At 61.7% G+C, this 23330-nt stretch carries 21 protein-coding genes and 1 pseudogene; 11 read left to right on the plus strand and 11 right to left on the minus strand.

The features are described 5' to 3' along the window. The first annotated feature begins 39 nt into the window (after positions 1 to 39). From ubiE to GXB78_RS28070, 11 genes and pseudogenes are all read left to right on the plus strand, one after another. Positions 40 to 810 carry a bifunctional demethylmenaquinone methyltransferase/2-methoxy-6-polyprenyl-1,4-benzoquinol methylase UbiE gene (gene ubiE / locus GXB78_RS01375; protein ID WP_329513845.1) on the plus strand — a complete coding sequence of 257 codons (771 nt, stop codon included), beginning with the start codon at positions 40 to 42 and terminating at the stop codon, positions 808 to 810. Continuing rightward, a complete protein-coding gene (locus GXB78_RS01380) occupies positions 810 to 1433 on the plus strand; it encodes a ubiquinone biosynthesis accessory factor UbiJ (protein WP_071174136.1) in 624 nt (207 codons plus the stop codon). Before ubiE ends, GXB78_RS01380 begins: the two co-directional genes overlap by 1 nt. Next, entirely contained in the window at positions 1430 to 3034 is a 1605-nt protein-coding gene (gene ubiB, locus GXB78_RS01385) for a ubiquinone biosynthesis regulatory protein kinase UbiB (RefSeq protein ID WP_329513846.1), read from the plus strand. The genes GXB78_RS01380 and ubiB overlap by 4 nt, the downstream gene beginning before the upstream one ends. 121 nt (positions 3035 to 3155) lie before the next feature. Next, complete coding sequence (gene hisI, locus GXB78_RS01390; RefSeq protein ID WP_329513847.1) at positions 3156 to 3557, plus strand: phosphoribosyl-AMP cyclohydrolase; 402 nt, start codon at positions 3156 to 3158, stop codon at positions 3555 to 3557. After that, entirely contained in the window at positions 3550 to 3882 is a 333-nt protein-coding gene (locus GXB78_RS01395) for a phosphoribosyl-ATP diphosphatase (RefSeq protein WP_007909355.1), read from the plus strand. Before hisI ends, GXB78_RS01395 begins: the two co-directional genes overlap by 8 nt. 25 nt (positions 3883 to 3907) lie before the next feature. Beyond that, positions 3908 to 4189 (plus strand): twin-arginine translocase TatA/TatE family subunit, encoded by a 282-nt coding sequence (locus GXB78_RS01400; protein ID WP_039756649.1) that lies wholly within the window; start codon positions 3908 to 3910, stop codon positions 4187 to 4189. Positions 4190 to 4199: 10 nt separating this feature from the next. Then, the gene (gene tatB / locus GXB78_RS01405) at positions 4200 to 4664 is read left to right on the plus strand and encodes a Sec-independent protein translocase protein TatB (protein ID WP_329513848.1); all 465 of its coding nucleotides are present in this window, start codon (positions 4200 to 4202) and stop codon (positions 4662 to 4664) included. After that, a complete protein-coding gene (gene tatC / locus GXB78_RS01410; RefSeq protein WP_016772075.1) occupies positions 4661 to 5452 on the plus strand; it encodes a twin-arginine translocase subunit TatC in 792 nt (263 codons plus the stop codon). Before tatB ends, tatC begins: the two co-directional genes overlap by 4 nt. Next, on the plus strand, positions 5449 to 6156 hold the full coding sequence (locus GXB78_RS01415) for a 16S rRNA (uracil(1498)-N(3))-methyltransferase (protein ID WP_329513849.1): 708 nt from the start codon (positions 5449 to 5451) through the stop codon (positions 6154 to 6156). Before tatC ends, GXB78_RS01415 begins: the two co-directional genes overlap by 4 nt. A 323-nt stretch (positions 6157 to 6479) precedes the next feature. Beyond that, a pseudogene (locus GXB78_RS28065) lies at positions 6480 to 7424 on the plus strand (methyl-accepting chemotaxis protein); the annotation flags it as partial. Positions 7425 to 7565: 141 nt separating this feature from the next. After that, the gene (locus GXB78_RS28070) at positions 7566 to 8279 is read left to right on the plus strand and encodes a methyl-accepting chemotaxis protein (protein WP_408005099.1); all 714 of its coding nucleotides are present in this window, start codon (positions 7566 to 7568) and stop codon (positions 8277 to 8279) included. Between the two features lie 147 nt (positions 8280 to 8426). Here the strand turns inward: GXB78_RS28070 and GXB78_RS01425 are convergent, their stop codons facing one another. The 11 genes from GXB78_RS01425 to hutH (GXB78_RS01475) form a co-directional block, all read right to left on the minus strand. Further along, positions 8427 to 9161: an amino acid ABC transporter ATP-binding protein gene (locus GXB78_RS01425; protein ID WP_329513851.1), complete on the minus strand. Its 735-nt coding sequence runs from the start codon at positions 9159 to 9161 to the stop codon at positions 8427 to 8429. Then, the gene (locus tag GXB78_RS01430; protein WP_408005093.1) at positions 9154 to 10113 is read right to left on the minus strand and encodes an amino acid ABC transporter permease; all 960 of its coding nucleotides are present in this window, start codon (positions 10111 to 10113) and stop codon (positions 9154 to 9156) included. Before GXB78_RS01430 ends, GXB78_RS01425 begins: the two co-directional genes overlap by 8 nt. A 184-nt stretch (positions 10114 to 10297) precedes the next feature. Further along, complete coding sequence (locus GXB78_RS01435; protein WP_329513853.1) at positions 10298 to 11095, minus strand: transporter substrate-binding domain-containing protein; 798 nt, start codon at positions 11093 to 11095, stop codon at positions 10298 to 10300. 363 nt (positions 11096 to 11458) lie between these two features. Beyond that, on the minus strand, positions 11459 to 14029 hold the full coding sequence (gene mdoH, locus GXB78_RS01440; protein WP_329513854.1) for a glucans biosynthesis glucosyltransferase MdoH: 2571 nt from the start codon (positions 14027 to 14029) through the stop codon (positions 11459 to 11461). Beyond that, complete coding sequence (locus tag GXB78_RS01445) at positions 14022 to 15803, minus strand: glucan biosynthesis protein G (RefSeq protein WP_329513855.1); 1782 nt, start codon at positions 15801 to 15803, stop codon at positions 14022 to 14024. Before GXB78_RS01445 ends, mdoH begins: the two co-directional genes overlap by 8 nt. A gap of 350 nt (positions 15804 to 16153) precedes the next feature. Next, on the minus strand, positions 16154 to 16591 hold the full coding sequence (gene dtd, locus GXB78_RS01450; RefSeq protein ID WP_329513856.1) for a D-aminoacyl-tRNA deacylase: 438 nt from the start codon (positions 16589 to 16591) through the stop codon (positions 16154 to 16156). Beyond that, positions 16588 to 17559, minus strand: a complete 972-nt coding sequence (gene pip / locus GXB78_RS01455) for a prolyl aminopeptidase (protein WP_024011249.1) — start codon at positions 17557 to 17559, stop codon at positions 16588 to 16590. Before pip ends, dtd begins: the two co-directional genes overlap by 4 nt. Before the next feature lie 241 nt (positions 17560 to 17800). Further along, complete coding sequence (hutG, locus tag GXB78_RS01460; protein WP_329513857.1) at positions 17801 to 18604, minus strand: N-formylglutamate deformylase; 804 nt, start codon at positions 18602 to 18604, stop codon at positions 17801 to 17803. A gap of 10 nt (positions 18605 to 18614) precedes the next feature. Further along, a complete protein-coding gene (hutI, locus tag GXB78_RS01465) occupies positions 18615 to 19820 on the minus strand; it encodes an imidazolonepropionase (RefSeq protein WP_329513858.1) in 1206 nt (401 codons plus the stop codon). Between the two features lie 245 nt (positions 19821 to 20065). Further along, positions 20066 to 21598, minus strand: coding sequence for a histidine ammonia-lyase (gene hutH / locus GXB78_RS01470; protein ID WP_329513859.1), 1533 nt, complete (start codon positions 21596 to 21598; stop codon positions 20066 to 20068). 116 nt (positions 21599 to 21714) lie between these two features. Next, on the minus strand, positions 21715 to 23238 hold the full coding sequence (gene hutH, locus GXB78_RS01475; protein WP_329513860.1) for a histidine ammonia-lyase: 1524 nt from the start codon (positions 23236 to 23238) through the stop codon (positions 21715 to 21717). Positions 23239 to 23330 lie beyond the last annotated feature (92 nt).

Raw genomic sequence — 23330 nt, forward strand, 5'->3', positions numbered from 1 at the left:
GGATTAGAATGTCGCGCATTCTCTTTTGGTGACAGCGATATGACTGATCAGCGCAAAGGCAGCGATGCCGAACCCACCACTCACTTCGGCTTCAAAAACGTTCCGGAAAGCCAGAAAGCGGAAAAAGTCGCTGAGGTTTTCCATTCCGTAGCCGCGAAATACGACCTGATGAACGACCTTCTGTCGGGCGGCATGCACCGTCTGTGGAAGCGTTTCGCGATCGAGCTTTCCGGCGTGCGCAGCGGCAACCGCGTGCTCGACATCGCTGGCGGCACCGGCGACCTGACCCGCAAGTTCTCGCACCTCGTCGGCCCGAGCGGCCAGGTGGTGCTGGCCGACATCAACGAATCGATGCTCAAGGTTGGCCGTGATCGCCTGCTCGATCTGGGCGTTGCCGGTAACGTCGAATTCGTCCAGGCCGACGCGGAAAAATTGCCGTTCCCGGACAACCATTTCGACTGCGTGACGATCGCCTTCGGCCTGCGCAACGTCACGCACAAAGAGGACGCGTTGCGTTCGATGCTGCGCGTGCTCAAGCCCGGCGGACGCCTGCTGGTGCTGGAGTTTTCCAAGCCGACCAACGCGCTGATGTCCAAAGCCTACGACGCCTACTCGTTCGCTTTCATGCCGCTGATGGGCAAGCTGATCACCAATGACTCGGAAAGCTATCGCTATCTGGCCGAATCGATCCGCATGCACCCGAATCAGGAAACCCTGAAGTCGATGATGGTCGAGGCCGGTTTCGACCGCGTGACCTATCACAACATGACCGCAGGCATCGTCGCCCTGCACCGCGGCATCAAACCCTGATGTTGCTCACCGGGCTGCTCGCCAGCGTCGAACTCGGCCTCAACCGGGTGCTGCGTCTCGACAGCACGGCGCTGCCGCGCCTGGCGCATCTGACCGGCAAGGTGATTGCCGTCGATTGCCGCAGCCCGGCACTGCAACTTTTCATCCTGCCCAGTGACGAAGGCCTGATGCTCGCTGCGCAGTGGGCAGCGGACGTCGATTGCACGTTGCGCGCACCGGCCTCGAGCCTGGTGAAACTGGCCCTGAGCAAAGACAAGACCGCCGTGCTGCATGCACCGGAAGTCGAGCTCGATGGCGACAGCGGCGTGTTACTGGAACTGGCCGGCGTGCTGCAAGACCTCGAGCTGGACTGGGAGTACGAACTCTCGCGCTGGCTCGGCCCGGTCGCCACGCAGTTGCTCGGTGGCCATCTGCGCAGCCGCGCGCGCTGGTATCAACAAGGATTTGCCAGCCTCAACCAGAATCTTGCCGAATACCTCGCCGAAGAATCACGCACCCTTGTCGGGCAGCGCGAAGCCGAAGCGCGGTTCAGCGAACTGGACCGGATCAAACTTGATCTGGAACGACTCGAGGCGCGTTTCGAGCGCCTTTCCCGATCCCTCGACCCAAGCGATAACGCATGAAGCTGCTTGCCGTCCGCCGTCTGTTGCGCATCCAGCGCGTCGTGATCCGCTACCGCCTCGATGACCTGCTGTTCGATCTGCCGCTGCCCTGGTTTCTCTTGGCAGTACGCTTTCTGCTGCCGTGGCGCTGGCTGCCGCGCAAGCCGCTGGAGCTCAACCGTGGCGCGCGCTTGCGTCTGGCATTGCAGGATCTGGGGCCGATCTTCATCAAGTTCGGGCAGATTCTTTCGACCCGCCGCGACCTGTTGCCGGAGGACATCGCCGATGAGCTGATGCTGCTCCAGGACCGCGTGCCGCCGTTCGATTCGCAGGTGTCGGTCAAGCTGATCGAAGAACAGCTGGGCAAGAAAATCAGTGAAGTGTTCAGCCGCTTCGACGTTGAGCCGCTGGCCTCGGCCTCGGTGGCGCAGGTGCATGCGGCGCAGCTCAAAAGCGGCGAAGAAGTGGTGGTCAAGGTCATTCGCCCGGGACTGAAGCCGATCATCGCGCAGGATCTAGCGTGGCTGTTCATCCTCGCCCGCGCCGCCGAGAAATTCTCCGCCGACGCGCGCCTGCTGCACCCGGTCGATGTGGTGCAGGACTACGAAAAAACCATTTACGACGAACTCGATCTGTTGCGCGAGGCGGCCAACGCCAGCCAGTTGCGCCGCAACTTCGAGGGCTCGCAGCTGCTTTATGTACCGCAAGTCTATTGGGACTGGTGCCGACCGAAAGTGCTGGTCATGGAGCGCATCTACGGCATCCAGGTCACTGACCTGGCGACCCTCGCTGACCAGCGCACCGACATGAAGATGCTCGCCGAGCGCGGCGTGGAGATCTTCTTCACTCAAGTGTTCCGCGACAGCTTCTTCCACGCCGACATGCACCCGGGCAACATCTTTGTCAGCACGGTCAATCCGTGGAGCCCGCAGTACATTGCGATCGACTGCGGCATCGTCGGCAGCCTGACCCCGGAAGACCAGGATTACCTGGCCCGCAACCTGTTCGCCTTCTTCAAGCGTGACTACCGTCGTGTCGCGCAATTGCACATCGATTCGGGCTGGGTGCCGGCGGAAACCAAACTCAACGAATTCGAAGCGGCGATCCGTACCGTGTGCGAACCGATCTTTGAAAAACCGTTAAAAGATATTTCATTTGGCCAGGTGCTGATGCGCCTGTTCCAGACCGCGCGCCGCTTCAACATGGAAGTGCAGCCGCAACTGGTGCTGTTGCAGAAGACCTTGCTGAACATCGAAGGCCTCGGTCGTCAGCTGTACCCGGATCTGGATCTGTGGAACACCGCGCAGCCGTTCCTCGAGCGCTGGATGCGCGAGCGCGTCAGCCCGAAAGCCCTGCTGGGCAACGTGCAGAGCCAGCTGGAGCAGATTCCGCACCTGTCGAACATGGCCCGCGATCTGCTCGAACGCATGTCACAACCCCATGCCAAAGATCCACCGCCGCCATGGCGCAAACGCAAGGACGACTGGTTCCTGCGCCTGCTCGGTTGCGCGCATCTGGCCGGCGGCGCGATCCTCGCTGCGGGTGGCCCGCTGACCGATTGGGCGCACTGGCCCGCCGGAATCATGCTGGCGGTCGGCTTGTATCTGGTCGTTCGCCGATAGCACGAATCGGCTGCAAGTTATAAGCTGCCAGCTGCAAGCCTGAAGCTACAAGCACACCGCAACTGCTTTTACTTGCAGCTTGAAGCTCGCAACTCGAAGCTGCTTCTGTCAGGAACTGAAGATGAAAAACTGGCTGGACGAGATCAAGTGGGACGCCGACGGCCTGGTGCCGGCGATTGCCCAGGATCACAAGACCGGGCGCGTATTGATGATGGCCTGGATGAACCGCGATGCGCTGGAACTGACCGCAGCGGAGAATCGTGCAATCTACTGGTCACGTTCCCGTGGCAAGCTGTGGCGCAAGGGCGAGGAGTCCGGCCATGTGCAGACCCTGCATGAAATGCGTCTGGACTGTGACGCCGACGTGATCATCCTGATGGTTGAACAGATCGGCGACATCGCTTGCCATACCGGCCGGCAAAGCTGCTTTTACCGGCTCTTCGAAAACGGCGACTGGAAAACGGTCGACCCGGTACTGAAAGATCCGCACGCCATTTATTCCGCAGGACACACACATGAGTGACACCCTGACCCGTCTGGCTGAAGTGCTCGAAGAGCGCAAAGGCGCAGCCGCCGACAGTTCGTATGTCGCCAGCCTGTATCACAAGGGGCTGAACAAGATTCTGGAGAAAGTCGGCGAAGAGTCGGTCGAAACCATTATTGCCGCCAAGGATGCCGCCATCAGCGGCGACTGCAGTGATGTGATCTACGAGACCGCCGACCTGTGGTTCCACAGCATGGTAATGCTCGCCCAACTGGGGCAGCATCCGCAGGCCGTGCTGGATGAACTGGACCGTCGCTTCGGCCTGTCCGGACACGTCGAGAAAGCCTCGCGTCCGTCCGCCTGAACAACTTTTAGAGAGGAATCGCCACATGGGCATTTTTGACTGGAAACACTGGGTCGTCATTCTGATTGTCGTGGTGCTGGTGTTCGGTACCAAGAAACTGAAAAACCTCGGCACCGACGTTGGCGAGTCGATCAAAGGCTTTCGCAAAGCCATGAATGACGACGAAAAACCGACCGAGCCGAACGTGACCCCGCCAGCGCAGCCAGTGCCACCGGTGCAGCCGCAAACCACCGCTCAGGCCAACCCGCCGCACACCATCGACGTGCAGGCGCAGAAAGTCGAAGAGCCGATCCGCAAAGACGTGTGAGCACTGACTAATGTTTGGTATCAGCTTCTCTGAACTGCTGCTCGTCGGCCTCGTTGCCCTGCTGGTGCTCGGCCCCGAGCGTCTGCCGGGCGCTGCGCGCACCGCCGGTCTGTGGGTCGGGCGCCTGAAGCGCAGCTTCAACGCGATCAAGCAGGAAGTTGAACGTGAAATCGGCGCCGACGAGATCCGTCGGCAACTGCACAACGAACATATTCTGTCGCTGGAGCAGGAGGCGCGGAAGATCTTCAATCCGAACCAGCAGGAGCCAACGCCGGTTGAGCCTGTGGGCGAGCAGACAATTCACAGCGCTGCCGCTCCGACTGCACCTGCACCTGCACCTGCACCTGCACCGGTTGTAACACCGCCAGCACCGGTGCCGGTTGCCGCGGACACATCGGTTGAACACGTAGCTCCCACCGCCGCGCCGACTACACCTGCGCCTCACGACACCACTTTGCCGCCGCGAGCCCCATGAGCGATCTTCCGGAAAACGACCAGCACATGCCGCTGGTTTCGCACCTCACCGAGTTGCGCACCCGCCTGCTGCGTTGCGTGGCGGCGATCTTCATTATCTTTGCCGGGCTGTTCGCCTTTACCCAGCAGATCTACACCTTCGTCTCGACGCCGTTGCGCCAGTACCTGCCGGTCGGCGCGACAATGATCGCCACCGACGTGTCGTCGCCGTTCCTGACGCCGCTGAAACTGACGATGATGGTTTCGCTTTTCCTCGCGATTCCGGTGATCCTGCACCAGATCTGGGGCTTTATCGCGCCGGGCCTGTACAAGCATGAAAAACGCGTCGCGGTACCGCTGCTGATCTCCAGCATCCTGCTGTTCTACATCGGCATGGCGTTCGCCTATTACTTCGTCTTTCCGTTGATTTTCAAATTCTTCGCCGCCGCCACCCCGGCCGGCGTGGAGATGATGACCGACATCGCCAGCTACCTCGATTTCGTCATGACGCTGTTCTTCGCCTTCGGCGTGGCGTTCGAGATTCCGGTGGCCGTGGTGCTGCTGGTGTGGATCGGCGTGGTCGATGTCAAATACCTGAAGAAGATCCGCCCGTACGTGATCATCGGCTGCTTCGTGGTTGGCATGATCCTCACCCCGCCGGACATCTTCTCGCAGACTCTGCTGGCCGTGCCGATGTGGATGCTGTTCGAGATCGGCATCCTCTTCGGCGCGCTGGTCAGCAAGCGCGAACGCCCGGACGAAACCCCGGCCGACGACCACAACGACCAGCCGCCAGCGACCCAGGCATGAACCTGCTGCTGCTCGAAGAGGCCGACTTCATTGCGGCCGACCGCGTGGTCCTGCGCGATCGCCGCCTGACCCATATGCAGGAAGTCCATCGCTCGGAAGTCGGTGACAGCCTGCGTGTCGGGCGCATCAACGGGCTGATGGGTTCGGCCGAGTTGCTGCGCCTGGAGGCAGGCGAAGCGGAACTGCGTGTCAGCCTCGATCAGCCACCGCCGGCCAAGCTGCCGCTGACCCTGGTACTGGCCCTGCCCCGGCCGAAAATGCTTCGCCGGGTGTTCCAGACCGTTGCGACCATGGGCGTGGCCAAGGTGATTCTGGTCAACAGCTACCGCGTCGAGAAAAGTTTCTGGCAGACACCGTTTCTGGAGCCGGAAGCGATTCGTGAGCAGCTGATCCTCGGGCTCGAACAGGCTCGCGATACGGTATTGCCGGAGATCGTCATCGAAAAGCGCTTCAAGCCTTTCGTTGAGGATCGACTGCCGGCGATCACCGAAGGCACCCTCGGCCTGGTCGGCCATCCCGGCAACTTCCCGCCCTGCCCCCGCGCCCTCAGCGAACCGGTGACGTTGGCCATCGGCCCCGAGGGTGGCTGGATTCCCTACGAAATCGACCTGCTGGCCAAATCCGGCCTGCAACCGGTGCAACTGGGCGAGCGCATCCTGCGCGTCGAAACCGCCGTCACCGCCCTGCTCGCACGCCTGTTCTGAATGTGGCACCGGTCCCTGTAGGAGCTGCCGAAGGCTGCGATCTTTTGATCTTGTTTTTAAAAGCAAGATCAAGAGATCGCAGCCTCGTTGCACTCGTCAGCTCCTACAAGCTCCCACAATCGCGGACAAGTGGCGTTACAGATTGCCATCACCAAGCCGATACAGCCCCTATAAGTCCAATTTAGTGGTCCGAAGGGAGTGGTCGCATGTACCGTTGGTTAGCCGAGAGTCTTGGAAACGTCAGCGTCAAACGCAAGCTGGGCATCGGTTTCGGCCTGGTGCTGTTGCTGACGCTGTTGATCACTTTCACCGGCTGGACCGGCATGAGCGGCATCATCAGCCGTGGCGACAAGCTCGGCTTCATCTCGAGCCTCAATGAGCTGACCAAAGACCTGCGCCTGGCGCGCATGGACTACGACATGCGCCGTGGCGAACAGGGCCCGGGCGCGGTCAATGGATACCTCAACCAACTTGAAAGCGGCCTGCAATCGGCACGTGGCATGATCGAGCAGCCGTCCGATGTGGCGATGGTCGACCAGCAATTGGCTGCCGTTGCCGAATACAAACGCGCTTTCGGCGAAATGACCCAGGCCACCGTGCAGCGTGAAGATGCGCGCAGCAAGCTGGGCGCCAACGCCGACAATGCCGTGGCCAGGGTCGGCGAAGTCGAAAGTGCACTGCTACAAGGCGACAGCGTCGCGCAATACAACGCGGTAATTGAGCTGAGCAAATTGCTCCAGCAAGCGCGCTATCAGGTGCGCGGCTACACCTACAGCGGCAAGGCCGACGCCGAGCAACCGGCGCTGACCGCCATCGACAACGCCCTGAAAAACCTCGAAAGCCTGCCGACCCGCGTGCCGGAGCAGCACATTGCCAACCTGCAGCAAGCCACCGACTCGCTCAAGGCTTATCGTGCAGCCGTGGCTCAGTTCCGTGACTCGCAGGTGAAAAACACTGCCGCACTGGCCAACATGTCGGCTCAGGGCGACATCCTCATGGCGGTCAGCAAGAAGCTCACCGAATCGCAAACCGTGGTGCGCGACACTGACGCTGCCCACGCCAAGAACATGCTGCTGATCGCGACCGTGCTGGCGCTGGTGTTCGGTTTGCTGGCAGCGTGGATCATCACTCGGCAAATCATCATTCCGCTGACCCAGACCCTGAAAGTGGCCGAACGCGTGGCCGCTGGCGACCTGACCCACAACCTGGTTTCCCTGCGTCGCGACGAACTCGGTCAATTGCAGCGCTCGATGCAGAGCATGACTCAAGGCCTGCGCGAGTTGATCGGCGGCATCAGTGACGGCGTCACGCAGATTGCCAGCGCCGCTGAAGAGCTCTCGGCTGTGACCGAGCAGACCAGCGCCGGGGTCAACAATCAAAAGGTTGAAACCGACCAGGTTGCCACCGCCATGAACGAAATGGCCGCCACCGTGCAGGAAGTGGCGCGCAACGCTGAAGAAGCTTCGGAAGCCGCTGTCGCCGCCGACCAACAGGCCCGTGAAGGCGACAAGGTTGTCGGCGAAGCCATCGCACAGATCGAGCGTCTGGCGATCGAGGTGGGGCATTCCACCGAAGCCATGGGCGACCTCAAGCGCGAGAGCGACAAGATCGGCAGCGTGCTCGACGTGATCAAGTCGGTGGCCCAGCAAACCAACCTGCTGGCCCTCAACGCCGCCATCGAAGCGGCCCGTGCCGGTGAAGCGGGTCGTGGTTTCGCCGTGGTTGCCGACGAGGTGCGCAGCCTCGCCCAGCGCACTCAGAAGTCCACCGAAGAGATCGAAGAGCTGATCGTCGGCCTGCAAAACGGCACCCAGCAAGTGGCGACGATCATGGACAACAGCCGCAGCCTCACCGACAGCAGCGTCGAACTGACCCGGCGTGCCGGCGGCTCACTGGAAAGCATCACCCGCACCGTCTCGGCGATCCAGGCGATGAACCAGCAGATCGCCGCCGCTGCCGAGCAGCAGAGCGCCGTGGCCGAAGAGATCAACCGCAGCGTGCTTAATGTGCGCGATGTGTCGGATCAGACCTCGGCGGCGAGTGAAGAGACCGCGGCCTCCAGCGTTGAGCTGGCGCGGCTGGGCACGCATCTGCAGATGCTGGTGGGGCGCTTCAAGGTTTGAGGTAACTCATCCGCCTCGGTTCGCTTGAGACCGAGGTGATGCCATTCGCGAGCAGGCTCGCTCCCACATTGGATCGCGTCCGCTTGGACAACTCGGTCAACTGTGGGAGCGAGCCTGCTCGCGAAGGCGTCCTGAGAGACGCCGCAGTTACAGGACCTGGCGCAGAAAGGCCTGAGCCCGCGGATCCTTCGGTGCATCGAAGAACTCCGCTGGCGCGGCATCTTCGAGCAATTTGCCGTGATCGAAGAACAGCACCCGATCCGCCACTTCCCGGGCGAAGCCCATCTCATGGGTAACGCAGACCATGGTCATGCCTTCCACGGCCAGGTTTTTCATCACGTCGAGCACTTCGCCGACCATTTCCGGGTCGAGGGCCGAGGTCGGTTCGTCGAACAGCATGACTTTCGGTTCCATCGCCAGCGCCCGGGCAATCGCCACCCGTTGCTGCTGACCACCGGACAGGCGTGACGGAAACTCGTGAGCCTTCTGCGCAATGCCGACCTTATCCAGCAACGCCATCGCCTTGGCCTCGCGCTCTTTCTTGCCGCGCTTGCGCACGACTTTCTGCGCCAGACAGAGGTTTTCCAGCACGGTCATGTGCGGGAACAGGTTGAAATGCTGGAAAACCATGCCGACTTCGCGGCGATAAGCATTGACGTCGGTTTTCGCGTCGGCCAGTTGCAGGCCGTCGATGCTCACCGAGCCCGAGTCGAATTCTTCCAGACCGTTGAGGCAACGCAGGAAGGTCGACTTGCCGGAACCGGACGGGCCGATCACCACCAGCACTTCGCCCTTGGCCACCGTGGTGCTGACGTTGTCCACCGCGCGCACTACTTGCCCGCGGGTGTCGAAGACTTTTACCAGATCGCGGACTTCAATCACTTTGCGCGAGCCTCCGCTCTAGCCGGCTGGCGATTTTCGACAGCGGCAGGTTGATCAACAGGTACAGACCGGCGACGCAGAACAGGATTTCGAACGGCGAGAACGAGGTGGTGATAACTTCCCGACCGCTTTTCAGCAGCTCGGTGATGGCGATCACCGACACCAGCGACGTGTCCTTGACCAGACTGATGAACTGCCCGGCCAGCGGCGGCAGCACCCGCTTGAACGCCTGCGGCAGGACCACGTGGCGCATCGACTGGCCGGCGCTCAGACCGAGCGAGCGCGCCGCCTCGTTCTGACCACGGGCGATCGATTGCACGCCGGAACGGATGATCTCGGCCACGTAAGCGCCGGTGAACAGCGACAACGCAGCGATACCCGCGAATTCGCGGGACAGGTTCATCACCGTGCCGATGAAGAAGTAGAAAATGAAGATCTGCACCAGCAGCGGCGTGCCCCGGACCAGTTCGACGTAGATCGTCGAGAGGTCGCGCAGGGTCGGGTTGTTCGACAGCCGGCACAGGCCGGTGACCAGACCGATCAGCAAGCCGAGGACGCCGGACACCAGCGACAGCCACAACGTCGTCCACAGGCCCCACAACAGCGGCCCTGCCGCCCAATGCCGAGTCACGCCGATGACATCGCCTTCAGCGACATCGTCGCCCTGCGCGAATTGCAGGCTGTTCTCGTCGACGGTCAGGCGCTGCTCGTCACCGGCGTCGTTGCGTAGCGTGACCTCGGCACTGCCGCCCTTGCGCACCAGTTCGGTGATGGTGGAAATATCCGCTGCGCGCTGGGTTTCTTCAGCCTGATAGGCGAAGTACTGCGGCACGCGGTTCCAGCGCCATTCGTAGGACATCAGCGACGTCGCGTAATACAACGCGCCCGCCAGGCCGACCAGCACCAGCACGGTGAGAAGGTGCCAGGGCCATTGGGCTTTTTTCTGTTTCATCAAGAGCTAAATCCATAACGATCAGGGTGCCCGCTGCCTCTGTGGCGAGGGAGCTTGCTCCCGCTGGGTTGCGAAGCAGCCCTGAAATCAGCCACCGCGCAACGTCGGGCAAAAACGAGTCAACCGGTTTACGACTGCTTCGCAGCCGAGCGGGAGCAAGCTCCCTCGCCACAGGCGACCGGCGTTATTCCATGTCCTTGAGCCACTCGGTGCTCTTGAACCACTTGTCATGGATGCGATCGTAGGTGCCGTCTTCGTGGATCTGGTGCAGGAAGTTGTTGATGAAGTTGAGGCTGTCGAAGTCGCCCTTCTTCAGACCGAAGGCCAGCGGCTCGTAGGTGAACGGCTTGTCGAGGAACACCAGTTTGCCGGCGCCCACCTTGTTCAGCGCGACGACGTTGTACGGCGCGTCGTAGATAAAGGCGTCAGCCTTGCCGTTGACCACGTCGAGCACAGCCTCCTGCTCGTTGTCGTAGCCGTGGTACTTGGCTTTGGAGATCAGTTTCTTGGCGACCATTTCGCCAGTCGTGCCGAGCTTGGAGGTGATGCGGTAGTCGGCGGTGTTCAGGTCCTTGTAGGACTTGATGGCGCCTTCCAGCTCCTTGCGGATCAGCAGGGTCTGGCCGACGACGATGAACGGATCGCTGAAGTTCAAGCGCAGATTGCGCTCCTGGGTCAGGGTCATGCCGCTGCCGATCATGTCGAACTTGTCGGTCATCAGCGCCGGGATGATGCCGTCGTAACCGGTGGAGACCAGCTCGAGCTTGACGCCCATGGCCTTGGTCATGGCTTTGAGGATATCGACTTCGAAACCGATGATTTCGCCGCGTTTGTTGGTCATCTCGAACGGCATGTAGGTCGGGTCCATGCCGACTTTCAGCGAGCCGCGCTTGACCGCGTCATCGATAGCGCCGGCCTGCGCCGCATTGACTGCAACCAGTGCCGTGACGCCGACCAGCAGCATCGCCAGATACTTCTTCATCTTCAAGTCCCCAAAACCATTGCGTGTGCGGCGCGAAAACCGACAGAAACGGGCAAAAAGCCCGGGCGCGCCAATTCGGGGACGGATGCTAACGCACTCGTTTTTTTGCACAAGGTTTAATGGACGATTTGTTTTTAACAATCAAGAGTTACCCCCTCACCCCAACCCTCTCCCCCAAGGGGGCGAGGGGGGGAAGGGAGCAGATCGGGGAATGTTCAAAACTCGAGTTCGACCGGATATTTCAGTTCGGTGTAACTCGAATATTCAACGCGGTCGGTCCCCTCTCCCTCTGGGAGAGGGCTAGGGTGAGGGGCTTTTCAGCAGGCCAAAAAAACCCCGCCATATATAGCGGGGTTCCTTTTATCAAGCCGGCTGAGCCTGCAAACTCACCGGTCGCAACGGCAGCAACGGCGCATGCGGATCGGCTTTCACCGAGGCGCGCCAGGCGTCCAGCCACTCGGCGAGACCTTCGGCCCAGACCTGCTCATGCAGGCGTGCCAGTGCGACAGGGTCGCTGAGCAGTTGCAGACGATCATGGTTGTTCAGCCCGGCCGGGCCAACCTTGATCGCGTGACGCACACGCTCCTGACGCAGCCACTCGATCGGTTCGGCCTGGCCGTGGCGCGAGGTCGCCAGCGAGCACGCCAAAGCGTTCTGCTGCGGATCGACCACGGCGCGGACGAAGCCGTCGTTGAGAGCGTGGTAACGGTTCTCGTGGGTGTACTGATCGGTCGCCAGCAGCGCCTGTGGCGGATTGTATTCCTCGGGGATGAGGAACAGGCTCTCGTCACGGGATTTCAGGCCCAGACCAACACGGCTGGAGATCACCGACACCGGGATCGACAGCATCAGCGAACCGACGATCGGCACCAGCCACCAGAGGAAGCTCGGATTCAGCCAGATCACCAGCAGCGCCCAGAAGAAGCCCAGCAAGGTCTGCGGGCCGTGGCGCTTGACCGCTTCGCTCCACGGCGTCGAGTCGTCGTCACGCTGCGGCGAGTTCCAGGTCGCGGCCCAGCCGAGGAACGCGGCGAGGACGAAACGCGTGTGGAAAATCATCCGCACCGGCGCCAGCAGCATGGAGAACAGCATCTCCAGCAGCATCGACAGGGTCACCTTGAACTTGCCGCCGAACTCTTTCGCACCCTTGGCCCAGATCAGGATGATGCTCAACAGCTTCGGCAGGAACAGCAGCACGATGGTCGTCGAGAACAGCGCGATGGCTTTGTCCGGGTGCCATTGAGGCCACAACGGATAGAGCTGGCGCGGTTCGAGGAAGTACTGCGGCTCCATCAACGTGTTCACCGCCAGCAGCGCGGTCGACAACACGAGGAAGAAGAACCACAACGGCGCCGACAGGTAGGACATCACGCCAGTGAGGAACACCGCGCGGTGCACCGGGTGCATGCCCTTGACCAGGAACAGGCGGAAGTTCATCAGGTTGCCGTGGCACCAGCGACGGTCACGCTTGAGTTCGTCGAGCAGGTTCGGCGGCAACTCTTCGTAACTGCCCGGCAGGTCGTAGGCAATCCACACGCCCCAGCCGGCACGGCGCATCAGCGCAGCTTCGACGAAGTCGTGGGAAAGGATCGCACCGGAAAACGCGCCCTTGCCCGGCAACGGCGCCAGGGCGCAGTGGTCGATGAACGGCTTCATGCGGATGATCGCGTTGTGACCCCAGTAGTGGGATTCACCCAACTGCCAGAAGTGCAGGCCGGCAGTAAACAGTGGACCGTACACGCGGGTAGCGAACTGCTGCATGCGCGCATACAGAGTGTCCATGCCCGACGCACGCGGCGCGGTCTGGATGATCCCGGCGTCCGGCGTGGCTTCCATCAAGCGCACCAGACTGGTCAGGCACTCGCCGCTCATCACCGAGTCGGCGTCGAGCACGACCATGTACTTGTAGTCACCGCCCCAACGACGGCAGAAGTCGTCGAGGTTGCCGCTCTTGCGCTTCACACGGCGGCGACGGCGGCGATAGAAGATCTTGCCGAAGCCCTTGGCTTCGCGGCAGACGTCCAGCCAGGCCTGCTGCTCGGCGACGCAGATATCGGTGTCGTTACTGTCGCTGAGGACGAAGAAGTCGAAGCGATCCAGGTCACCGGTGGCGGCGACCGATTCGAACGTGGCACGCAGACCGGCGAATACACGCGGCACGTCTTCGTTGCAGATCGGCATTACCAGCGCAGTACGCGCATCTTTCGGAATCGGCTCGTTACCGGCGCTTTTCCCGGAGATACGGTATTTGTCGTGACCGGTGAGCAGCTCGAGGAAGCCCATCAGCGCGGTCCAGAAACCGGCCGAAACCCAGCAGAACAAAATCCCGAACAGAATCAGGATGCTGGTTTGCAGCGCATACGGCAGCACTTGGGTGGCGGTTTGCAGCAACGGTTGATGCAGGACTTCATCGAGATCGACGAACGACCAGCCCTGGTACGGCATGATGCCTTTCATGTACCAGCCGGCGACGATGGTCTGGCCGAGCATCAGCAGCAATAGAATGTAGCGACGGATCGAGCCGACGGTGCGCCAGCGCGCGGCCGGCAGGACATTGGCGTCCTTCGGCGGCTGCGGCGGGTTGGTGCGCCCGGTCAGGCGACGCCAGCCACGCACCAGGATATTGGTGCGCCACGGCTCCGGCACGACCTTGGTACGGCGGATCGGCGGGGTCGCCTTGAGGCTGACCCGGCCGCTGGCGTCCAGCACCAGCATTTCCGCTTCGGCCAGTTCTTCGGCAGTGCTCAGGGTCAGGCGCTTGCCCACCGAAGCCTGGGCGGCTTCGGCAGGGGCGTCGAATGTCGAGGACGACAGACGTTCATGCAGCTCGCTGAACGACCGGCAACCCGCGAGTTCCGCGCGTTGCTCGTCGGTCATCGGCAGATGCGCCAGGTACTCGGACAGAGTCTCTGGCTGTACTTGTGAGTTACTCATCGGCAGGCAACTGATAGCTCCAGGTCTCGGTCAGGACTTCTTCAGTCGGCGCCGATTCCGGTGTGGCTGGGGCCGCGTCGGCAGCGACTGGCTGCTTGGCGTCTTTGTTGGCCTTGTCCTTGGCATCGGCTGCAGGCTTGGCTTCAGCCTGTTTGGCTTCGGCGGCCTTGGCTTCCTTGTCGAGTTTTTCCTGTTGCTTGGCGGCAACCTTGTCAGCCTTGGCGACCGACGAATTGGAGGCCGGTACCGATTTGGCCAGATCCGCGGTGACCACTGGCTGAACTAGTGCGGCGCGCATCTCGGTCGCCTTGCTGGCGTCCTTGATCTTCATCCGCAGGGTCAAGCGCCAGCCCTTGGTTTCCGGGTTGTAGCGCACGCTGTTCTCGACCAGTTCGGCGTTGTCGCCGACGCTGACCTGACTGCGCACGTCGGCGTCCGGCGTCAGGGCTGCCAGCGACGGGCCTTCGAAGTCGACCAGATAGGCAACGCTGCCATCCGGCTGACGGATCAGGTTCGATTGCTTGACGTCACCGGTCGAACGCAGGGTCTGCGCTACCCAGGCGCTGTCCGGCGCGTGGATCGCTGCTTCGTCCATGGTCCAGTGCATGCGGTAGGCGAAGTCCAGCGGCTGGCCTGGCTCCGGCATTTTTTCCGGGCTCCAGAACGCAACGATGTTGTCGTTGGTTTCGTCAGCGGTCGGAATCTCTACCAGATCGACGGTGCCCTTGCCCCACTCGCCCTTCGGCTCGATCCAGGCGCTTGGGCGCTTGTCGTAGCGATCGTCGAGGTCTTCGTAGTGACTGAAGTCGCGGCCACGCTGCAGCAGACCGAAACCACGCGGGTTCTCGACGCTGAAGTTGCTCACGGCGAGGTGTTTCGGGTTGTTCAGTGGGCGCCAGATCCACTCGCCGTTGCCGGCATGGATCGACAGACCGCTGGAATCGTGCAGTTCACGACGGTAGTTGAGGACTTTCGACGGCTGGTTGGCGCCGAACAGGAACATGCTGGTCAGCGGCGCGATGCCCAGTTTGCCGACCTTGTCACGCAGGAACATCTGCGCCTTGACGTCGACAATGGTGTCGCTGCCCGGACGCAGGATCAGCCGATAGGCACCGGTGGCGCGCGGCGAATCGAGCAGAGCGAAGATCACCAGGTGCTTGTCACCGGGCTTGGGCTGCTGAATCCAGAACTCGCGGAAACGCGGGAATTCCTCGCCGGACGGCAGCGCGGTATCGATCGCCAGACCACGGGCCGAGAGACCATAGGTGTGGCCCTTGCCGACGACGCGGAAGTAGCTCGCGCCGAGCATGGTCATGATCTCGTCTTGCTTGTCGGCCTTGTTGATCGGGTACAGCACACGGAAACCGGCATAGCCCAGTTTTTCGGTGGCTTTCGGATCGAATTTAAGGTCGCCGAAATCGAAGCGGCTCGGATCGTATTTGATCTCCGAGACGGTGTTCGCGGTGATTTCGTTGATTTTCACCGGCGTATCGAAGTGCATACCCTGGTGATAGAAGGAGAGTTTGAACGGCGTCTTCTGATCGGCCCACTCAGCCTTTTCGGTGAGGAAGCGGATCTTCTGGTAGTCCGCGAACTTCATTTCGCGGAATTCGTTCGGCAGGTTGCTGCGCGGGGCTTCGAACTTCTGCCCGGCCAGCTCTTTGGCCTTGGCCGATACGTCGTCAAGATTGAACGCCCAAAGCTGACCGGCGCTGAGCAGGCACAGGAGCGCCGAACCCGCTACCAGAGCACTTCGCATGCGTTTGGCAGACATTTTTGCTGCATTACAGGGACTAACAATCACGAGCAACCCTCGCCGAAAACAGATCAATAAACCAACGGCCAGATGAAGTGCCTGTAGGGTTTTCGGCAGTAAAAAACCGACCTTTCAGGGCACCCTTGCCAAGTTGGCGAGCATTGTTCCGACTCCGCCGGGGCAAAATGATTCCCCAATCGGATCCAGACAAGTCTCTACCTAAGTCAAAACGGATCAACGAATGTCGATCCCCGCAGCGCGCGATTATCTAGTAGCCCGGATGACAACGCATCAGGGGTAACAAAGTATTTATCGCGAAAACAGCCTAAAAACAGCCGAAATTACCGAAAAAGGTGTTTCAGGCACCGTCAGGTCTGTAACAAAAAGGTAACCGGGCCATCGTTGACCAGGTGCACCTGCATATCGGCGCCGAATCTACCTGATGCCACAGTGCCATGCACCTGTTTCGCCTGGCTCAATAAATAGTCGAACAATTCCTCACCCAGTGCCGGCGGTGCGGCCGTGGAAAAGCTCGGACGCAGGCCGCTTTTGGTGTCGGCGGCGAGGGTGAACTGCGAGACCAGCAGCAACCCGCCGCCCACATCCGCCAATGACAGATTCATCTTGCCCTCGGCGTCACTGAATACCCGATAGTTAAGCAGCTTATGCAGAAGTTTGTCGGCGCTGGTACGCGTGTCGTCGGGTTCTACCGCCACCAGCACAAGCAAACCCTGATCGACCGCGCCGACTATTTCGCCGGCGACTTCCACCCGCGCACCGCGTACGCGCTGTAGCAGCGCCTTCATGCTTCTTCGAGCGGCAGGTCGAGCAGGCGCTGGGCCATTTTGCTTGCCGCGCGCACCAGCGCATCGGTGATGCCCGGCTCGGACGCGGCGTGGCCGGCATCGCGGATCACCTGCAATTCGCTGTTCGGCCACGCCTGGTGCAACTCCCAGGCATTGTCGAGCGGGCAGATCACGTCGTAGCGACCGTGAATGATCACCCCGGGCAGATGGGCAATCTTGCCCATGTCGCGGATCAGCTGGTTAGGTTCAAGGAAGGCGTTGTTGGTGAAGTAGTGGCATTCGATCCGCGCGATCGACAGTGCGCGCTGCGGCTCGGAGAAACGATCGACCACCAGCGGATTCGGCCGCAGGGTCGCGGTGCGCCCTTCCCAGGTCGACCACGCCTTTGCCGCGTGCATCTGGGCGATCTGGTCGTTGCCGATCAGGCGTTTGTGGAAAGCGTTGAGCAGGTCGTCGCGCTCGTCCAGCGGGATCGGCGCGATGTAGTCCTGCCAGTAATCGGGAAACAGACGGCTGGCGCCGGCCTGGTAGAACCATTCGATTTCCTGCGGACGGCAGAGAAAGATCCCGCGCAGAATCAGACCATGCACCCGCTCCGGGTGGGTTTGCGCGTAGGCCAGTGCCAGGGTCGAGCCCCAGGAGCCGCCAAACAGCACCCATTTCTCGATGCCCAGGTGTTTGCGGATGCGCTCCAGATCCTCGACCAGATCCCAGGTGGTGTTGTTTTCCAGGCTGGCATGCGGCGTGGAGCGACCGCAGCCGCGCTGGTCGAAGGTGACGATGCGATACAGATTGGGATCGAAATAGCGCCGGCTCTGGGCGTCGCAACCGGCGCCGGGGCCACCGTGGATGAACACCACCGGCAAACCCTCCGGCGAGCCGCTTTCATCGACGTACAGCGTATGGGTGTCATCGACAGCCAGATCGTGCCGGGCGTGGGGTTTGATCTGCGGAAACAAAGTCTGCATTGCGCGCTCCGTAAGGGGTCGAGGTCATCCCTGGGGGGACTCGTATTATTCTGCCGTTGGGCATCATAAACCCGATTTGCGTCAATGAGCATGCCTGTGCGCTGTCACCGTTTGTCAGCCATCACCCTCACGGGCTGAACGCAATCCTGTGGGAGCGAGCCCGCTCGCGAACGCGGTGTGTCATTCGGCCGAGTTGTCGGCTGAACGGAGGTCTTCGCGAGCAGGCTCGCTCCCACAGGGGTTATGCGCTGTAGTGAGATTTTGCCCAGGCCAGATAGCCCTGCAGCAATTCCCTGAGCACCACCCGCGTCGGCTCGGCCAGATCGGCGCGGTAGCGGAACGGTTCGAACTCTTCCATGTAGGTGGACTGGCACAATTCCAGCTGCACGGCGTGGATGTCCTGCGCCGGGTCGCCGTACTGGCGGGTGATGTGGCCGCCCTTGAAGCGACCGTTGAGCACGTGAGTGAACTGCTCGTGGCCGGCGCAGATCGCTTCCAGTTGACTCGCCAGTTGCGGATCACAACTGGCGCCATTGAACGTGCCGAGGTTGAAGTCCGGCAGTTTGCCGTCGAACAGGTGCGGGATGATCGAACGGATCGAGTGCGCATCGAACAGCAGTGCGTAGCCAAATTCAGCCTTCAGCCGCGCCAGCTCTTCCTGCAAAGTGCGATGGTATGGCGTCCAGATCTGCTGCAAATAAGTCGCGCGTTCTTGCTGCGAAGGCTCCAGCCCCTCCTGAAACAACGCAATGCCGTCGAACAACGTCGCCGGATACAACCCCGTGGTCGCCCCTGCGTACAACGGCTTGTCGTCGGACGGCCGGTTGAGGTCGATGACGAAGCGCGAATACTCGGCGGCCAGAGTGCTGGCGCCCAGTTCTTCGGCAAAATCATAGAGCAGCGGGATATGCCAGTCGGTGTCCGGCAGGCTTCTCGCGGCGGGGATCAACCCGGCTTCGACCGCCGGGGTCAGACGCACACCGGCGTGGGGCATGCTGATCAGCAACGGCACGCGGCCTTGTTTGAAATTCAGAACCTTGTCCACAACCGCCCTCCTAAAAATTCGATTCAACGCCGTGACGCACGACGCGCTTGTCCAGATCGCCCCCGAGCCAATAGGCCAGATCCGCCGGACGCTCGATGTCCCATGCGACAAAGTCGGCGACCTTGCCGACTTCCAGCGAGCCGTGGGTGTCAGCCATGCCCAGCGCCTGCGCGGCATGAATGGTTGCCCCGGCCAGGGCTTCTTCCGGTGTCATGCGGAAACAGGTGCAGGCCATGTTCAGCATCAGGCGCAACGACAGTGCCGGCGAGGTGCCGGGGTTGAGGTCACTGGCGATGGCGATCTTCACCTTGTGCTTGCGCAGCGCTTCCATCGGCGGCAATTGGGTCTCGCGCAGGAAGTAGAACGCGCCAGGCAGCAGGACCGCGACGGTGCCGGCGGCGGCCATGGCGATGGCGTCCTCCTCGTCCATGAATTCCAGGTGATCGGCGGACAACGCCTTATAGCGTGCGGCGAGGCTCGAGCCGTGCAGCGAGGACAATTGCTCGGCGTGCAGCTTTACCGGCAGGCCGAGCTGCTGCGCGGCGACGAACACCCGCTCGACCTGTTCCGGCGAGAACGCCAGGTATTCGCAGAACGCATCCACGGCATCCACCAGACCTTCGGCGGCGAGCGCCGGGAGCATCTCGCTGCAGACCAGATCGATGTAATCGTCGGCGCGATCCTTGTACTCCGGCGGCAACGCGTGCGCCGCCAGGCAAGTGCTGCGCACGCTGATCGGCAGCTCTTCGGCCAGGCGCCGGATGACTCGCAGAAGCTTGCGCTCGTTGGCCAGATCGAGACCGTAGCCGGACTTCATTTCGACCGTGGTCACGCCGTCGCGCATCAGGCTTTTCAGGCGTTTGGCGGCGCTGGCGAACAACTCGTCCTCAGTGGCCTCGCGAGTGGCGCGCACGGTGCTGGCGATGCCGCCGCCCTGCGCGGCGATCTCGGCGTAGCTGACGCCTTGCAGACGCTGCTCGAACTCGCCGCTGCGATTGCCGCCGAACACGGTATGGGTGTGGCAATCGATCAGCCCGGGCGTGACCCACGCGTCTTGCAGGTCATTGACCGCCGGGTATTCGCCGGACGGCAGTTGAGTGCGCGGGCCGATCCACTCGATCAGCGTGCCGGACGTCACGATCGCGGCATCCTCGATGATCGAATAGACGCCGTTGGCCATGGTTGCGACGTGGCAGTGTTGCCAGAGGGTTTTCACTGTTGGCCTCCGTTTGGATTGGTATGGTGAGCCGCCTCAAAAGCCCCTCACCCTAGCCCTCTCCCGGAGGGAGAGGGGACTGACCGGGTTGTTCTTTCGAGATACGCCGACCTGAAATTTCTGAGCCGAACTCACATTGCGAAAAGAATGAAGATCGGCTCCCTTCCCCCTCTCCCCCTTGGGGGAGAGGGCTGGGGTGAGGGGGATCGATGTCAGTCACAACAAAGCTCCCCCTGAAAACCCACTTACAAACTAGGCAGCAATTTCGCCGAAACCAGCTCGGTCAAACACCGCGAAGCCAGCAATTCAGTCGCCGCATTGATATCCGGCGCAAAAAACCGGTCCTTCTCATAAAACGGCACTTCCCTGCGCAGGATCGCCCGCGCCTGTTCCAGCTTCGGCGAGGTCTTCAGGCCGTTGCGCAGATCCAGGCCCTGCACCGCCGCCAGCCATTCCACGGCGAGAATCCCGCGGGTGTTCTCGGCCATTTCCCACAGACGCTTGCCGGCGGCCGGGGCCATCGACACGTGGTCTTCCTGGTTGGCCGAGGTCGGCAGGCTGTCCACCGAATGCGGGTGGGACAACGCCTTGTTCTCGCTGGCCAGAGCCGCAGCGGTGACCTGGGCGATCATGAAACCGGAATTCACCCCGCCGTTGGCGACGAGGAACGGCGGCAGTTGCGACATGTGCTTGTCCATCATCAGCGAGATGCGGCGCTCGCTCAGCGAGCCGATTTCAGCGATGGCCAGGGCCATGTTGTCAGCGGCCATGGCCACCGGTTCGGCGTGGAAATTGCCGCCGGAAATCACGTCGCCTTCAGCAGCGAACACCAAAGGATTGTCGGAAACCGCGTTGGCTTCCACCGCCAGTACTTCAGCGGCCTGCCGGAACTGGGTCAGGCAGGCGCCCATGACTTGCGGCTGGCAACGCAGCGAGTACGGGTCCTGAACCTTGTCGCAGTTCTGGTGCGAGGCGGAGACTTCGCTGCGCTCACCGAGCAAATCGCGATAAGCCGCAGCGGCGTCGATCTGCCCTTTCTGCCCACGCGCGGCATGAATGCGTGCGTCGAACGGCGAGCGCGAACCGAGCACGGCTTCTACGGTGAGACTGCCCAGCGCCAAGGCACCGGCGAACAAGTCTTCACCTTCGAACAGACCGCGCAGCGCGAACGCTGTGGAAACCTGAGTGCCGTTGAGCAGCGCCAGACCTTCTTTCGCCGCTAACGTCAGCGGCGTCAGGCCGGCGACTTTCAGCGCCTCGGTCGCCTCCAGCCATTCGCCCTTGTAGCGCGCCTTGCCCTCGCCGAGCAGCACCAGCGACATGTGCGCCAACGGCGCCAGATCGCCCGATGCGCCGACCGAACCTTTCAGCGGAATGTGCGGATAGACCTCGGCATTGATCAGCGCAATCAGCGCATCGATCACCTGCCGGCGAACGCCAGAGAAACCGCGGCTGAGGCTGTTGACCTTGAGCACCATGATCAGTCGCACAAGGTCGTCGCTGATCGGCTGGCCGACGCCGGCAGCGTGGGAAAGCACCAGCGAACGCTGGAGGTTTTCCAGGTCTTCGCTGGCGATGCGCGTCGAGGCCAGCAGGCCGAAACCGGTGTTGATGCCATAGGCGGTGCGGTTCTCGGCGAGGATCTGCTCGACGCAGGCGACGCTGGCCTCGATCTGCGCGCTGGCGCTGTTGTCGAGGGTCAAGGTGACCGGATGCTGGTAGACGTCACGCAGTTGGGCCAGGCTCAGCTGGCCGGGGATCAGGTTCAGCGCAGTCATTAAAATGCTCCTGTTAGGCATTGTTATTAACTACCAGTCGCTCCGGAGCATTCCGTTATCCGTCGTTTCTCGTCTTGTGAACGATCCACGCCTTGGCACGCTGGTATGGGTAGTTGTCAGTGCAAATTCGGTAGAACGTTGTGCGGCAGATTCGGGTCTTTCAATACGGTCGCAGCGGCAGCGATATCCGGCGCCAGCCAGCGATCCTGATCGTAGGCGGGGACCGTTTCGCGCAGCAGTTTCCACGCGCGGTCAGTGCCCACGCCAAAGCGCTGTTCCTTGAGGAATTCAAACGCCTGCGCCGCCAGCAGATATTCAATCGCGAGGATCTGCGTGCAGTTTTCCAGGGCGCGGTGCAGCTTCAGCGCGGCGTTGGTGCCCATGCTCAGGTGATCTTCCTGCAGGCCCGAGGTGATGTAGTTGTCCAGCACCGCCGGTTGCGCCAACTGGCGGTTTTCCGCACACAGCGAAGCGGCGACGTATTGCACGATCATCATCCCCGAGTTGACCCCGGGATTGGCCACCAGAAACGCCGGCAAGCCGCTGACGTGCGGATTCACCAAACGGTCGAGACGACGCTCGGCAATCGAGCCGATTTCAGCCATGGCAATCGCCAGCAGATCGGCGGCCATCGCCACCGACTGGCCGTGCGGGTTGGCCTGCGACATCACCCGGAAATCGTCCGGCGTGCCCAGCAGCAGCGGATTGTCGGTGCAGCCGTTGAGTTCGGCTTCGACCTGTTTGATTGCGTGCTCAAGTTGATCACGCGCAGCGCCGTGCACTTGTGGGATCGAACGGATGCTCAGCGCGTCCTGAGTACGAATGCCTTTGCTCGACGCAATTACTTCACTGCCATCGAGCAATGCACGCAGATTGTTGCCGACCTGCTGCATGCCCGGATGCGGCTTGAGCGCGATGATCTCGGCATCGAAGGCATCGATCTGGCCACGCTGGGCTTCGAAACTCATCGCACCGATGACATCGGCCCATTGCAGCAGGCGCGTGGCATCGGCGATCGCCAGACAGCTGAGGCCGGTCATGCACGGCGTGCCGTTGACCAGACACAAACCGTCCTTCGCGCCCAATTGCACAGGCTTCAAATCCTCTGCAGCCAACGCCTGCTGTGCCGGCATGATCTGCCCGCGATAGCTGACATTGCCAACGCCAAGCAGCGCGATGCCGACGTGCGCCATGTGCGTCAGGTACCCCACCGAACCCTGCGACGGCACTTGCGGGGTGATGCCGCGATTGAGCAGCGCCAGCAGGCCCTCGACCACGCGCCGATGCAGGCCGGATTTGCCGTGGCTGTAGTTGTGGATCGCGGCGCAGATGATGGCGCGGGTCTGCTCATCGCCGAGCACCGGGCCGACACCGCAAGCGTGGCTGAGCAAGGTGTTGCGCGAGAGCTGGCTGAGCTGTTCGTCCTGCAGCGAGACGTTGGACAGACCGCCGAGACCGGTGTTGACGCCATAGGCGCGCTCGCCGCTGGCGACGATGCGCTGGACGATGGCCTGAGCGTTGTCGATGCGCGCCCAGGTCTCGCTGGACAGTTCCAGCGGCGCGCCGTGACGGGCGACCGCGACCACGTCCTGCCAACGCAGAGGCGCGCCGGTGATGATGATTTTTTCAGCCTGGTACATCTGAAGCCTCATACAAATTCTGTTGCTGCATGAATTCCTGTGGCGAGGGAGCTTGCTCCCGCTGGACTGCGAAGCAGGCCCAAAAGTCTGCG

The organism is Pseudomonas moraviensis subsp. stanleyae, from assembly GCF_036283065.1.
GTDB classification, from domain to species: Bacteria; Pseudomonadota; Gammaproteobacteria; order Pseudomonadales; family Pseudomonadaceae; genus Aquipseudomonas; species Aquipseudomonas stanleyae.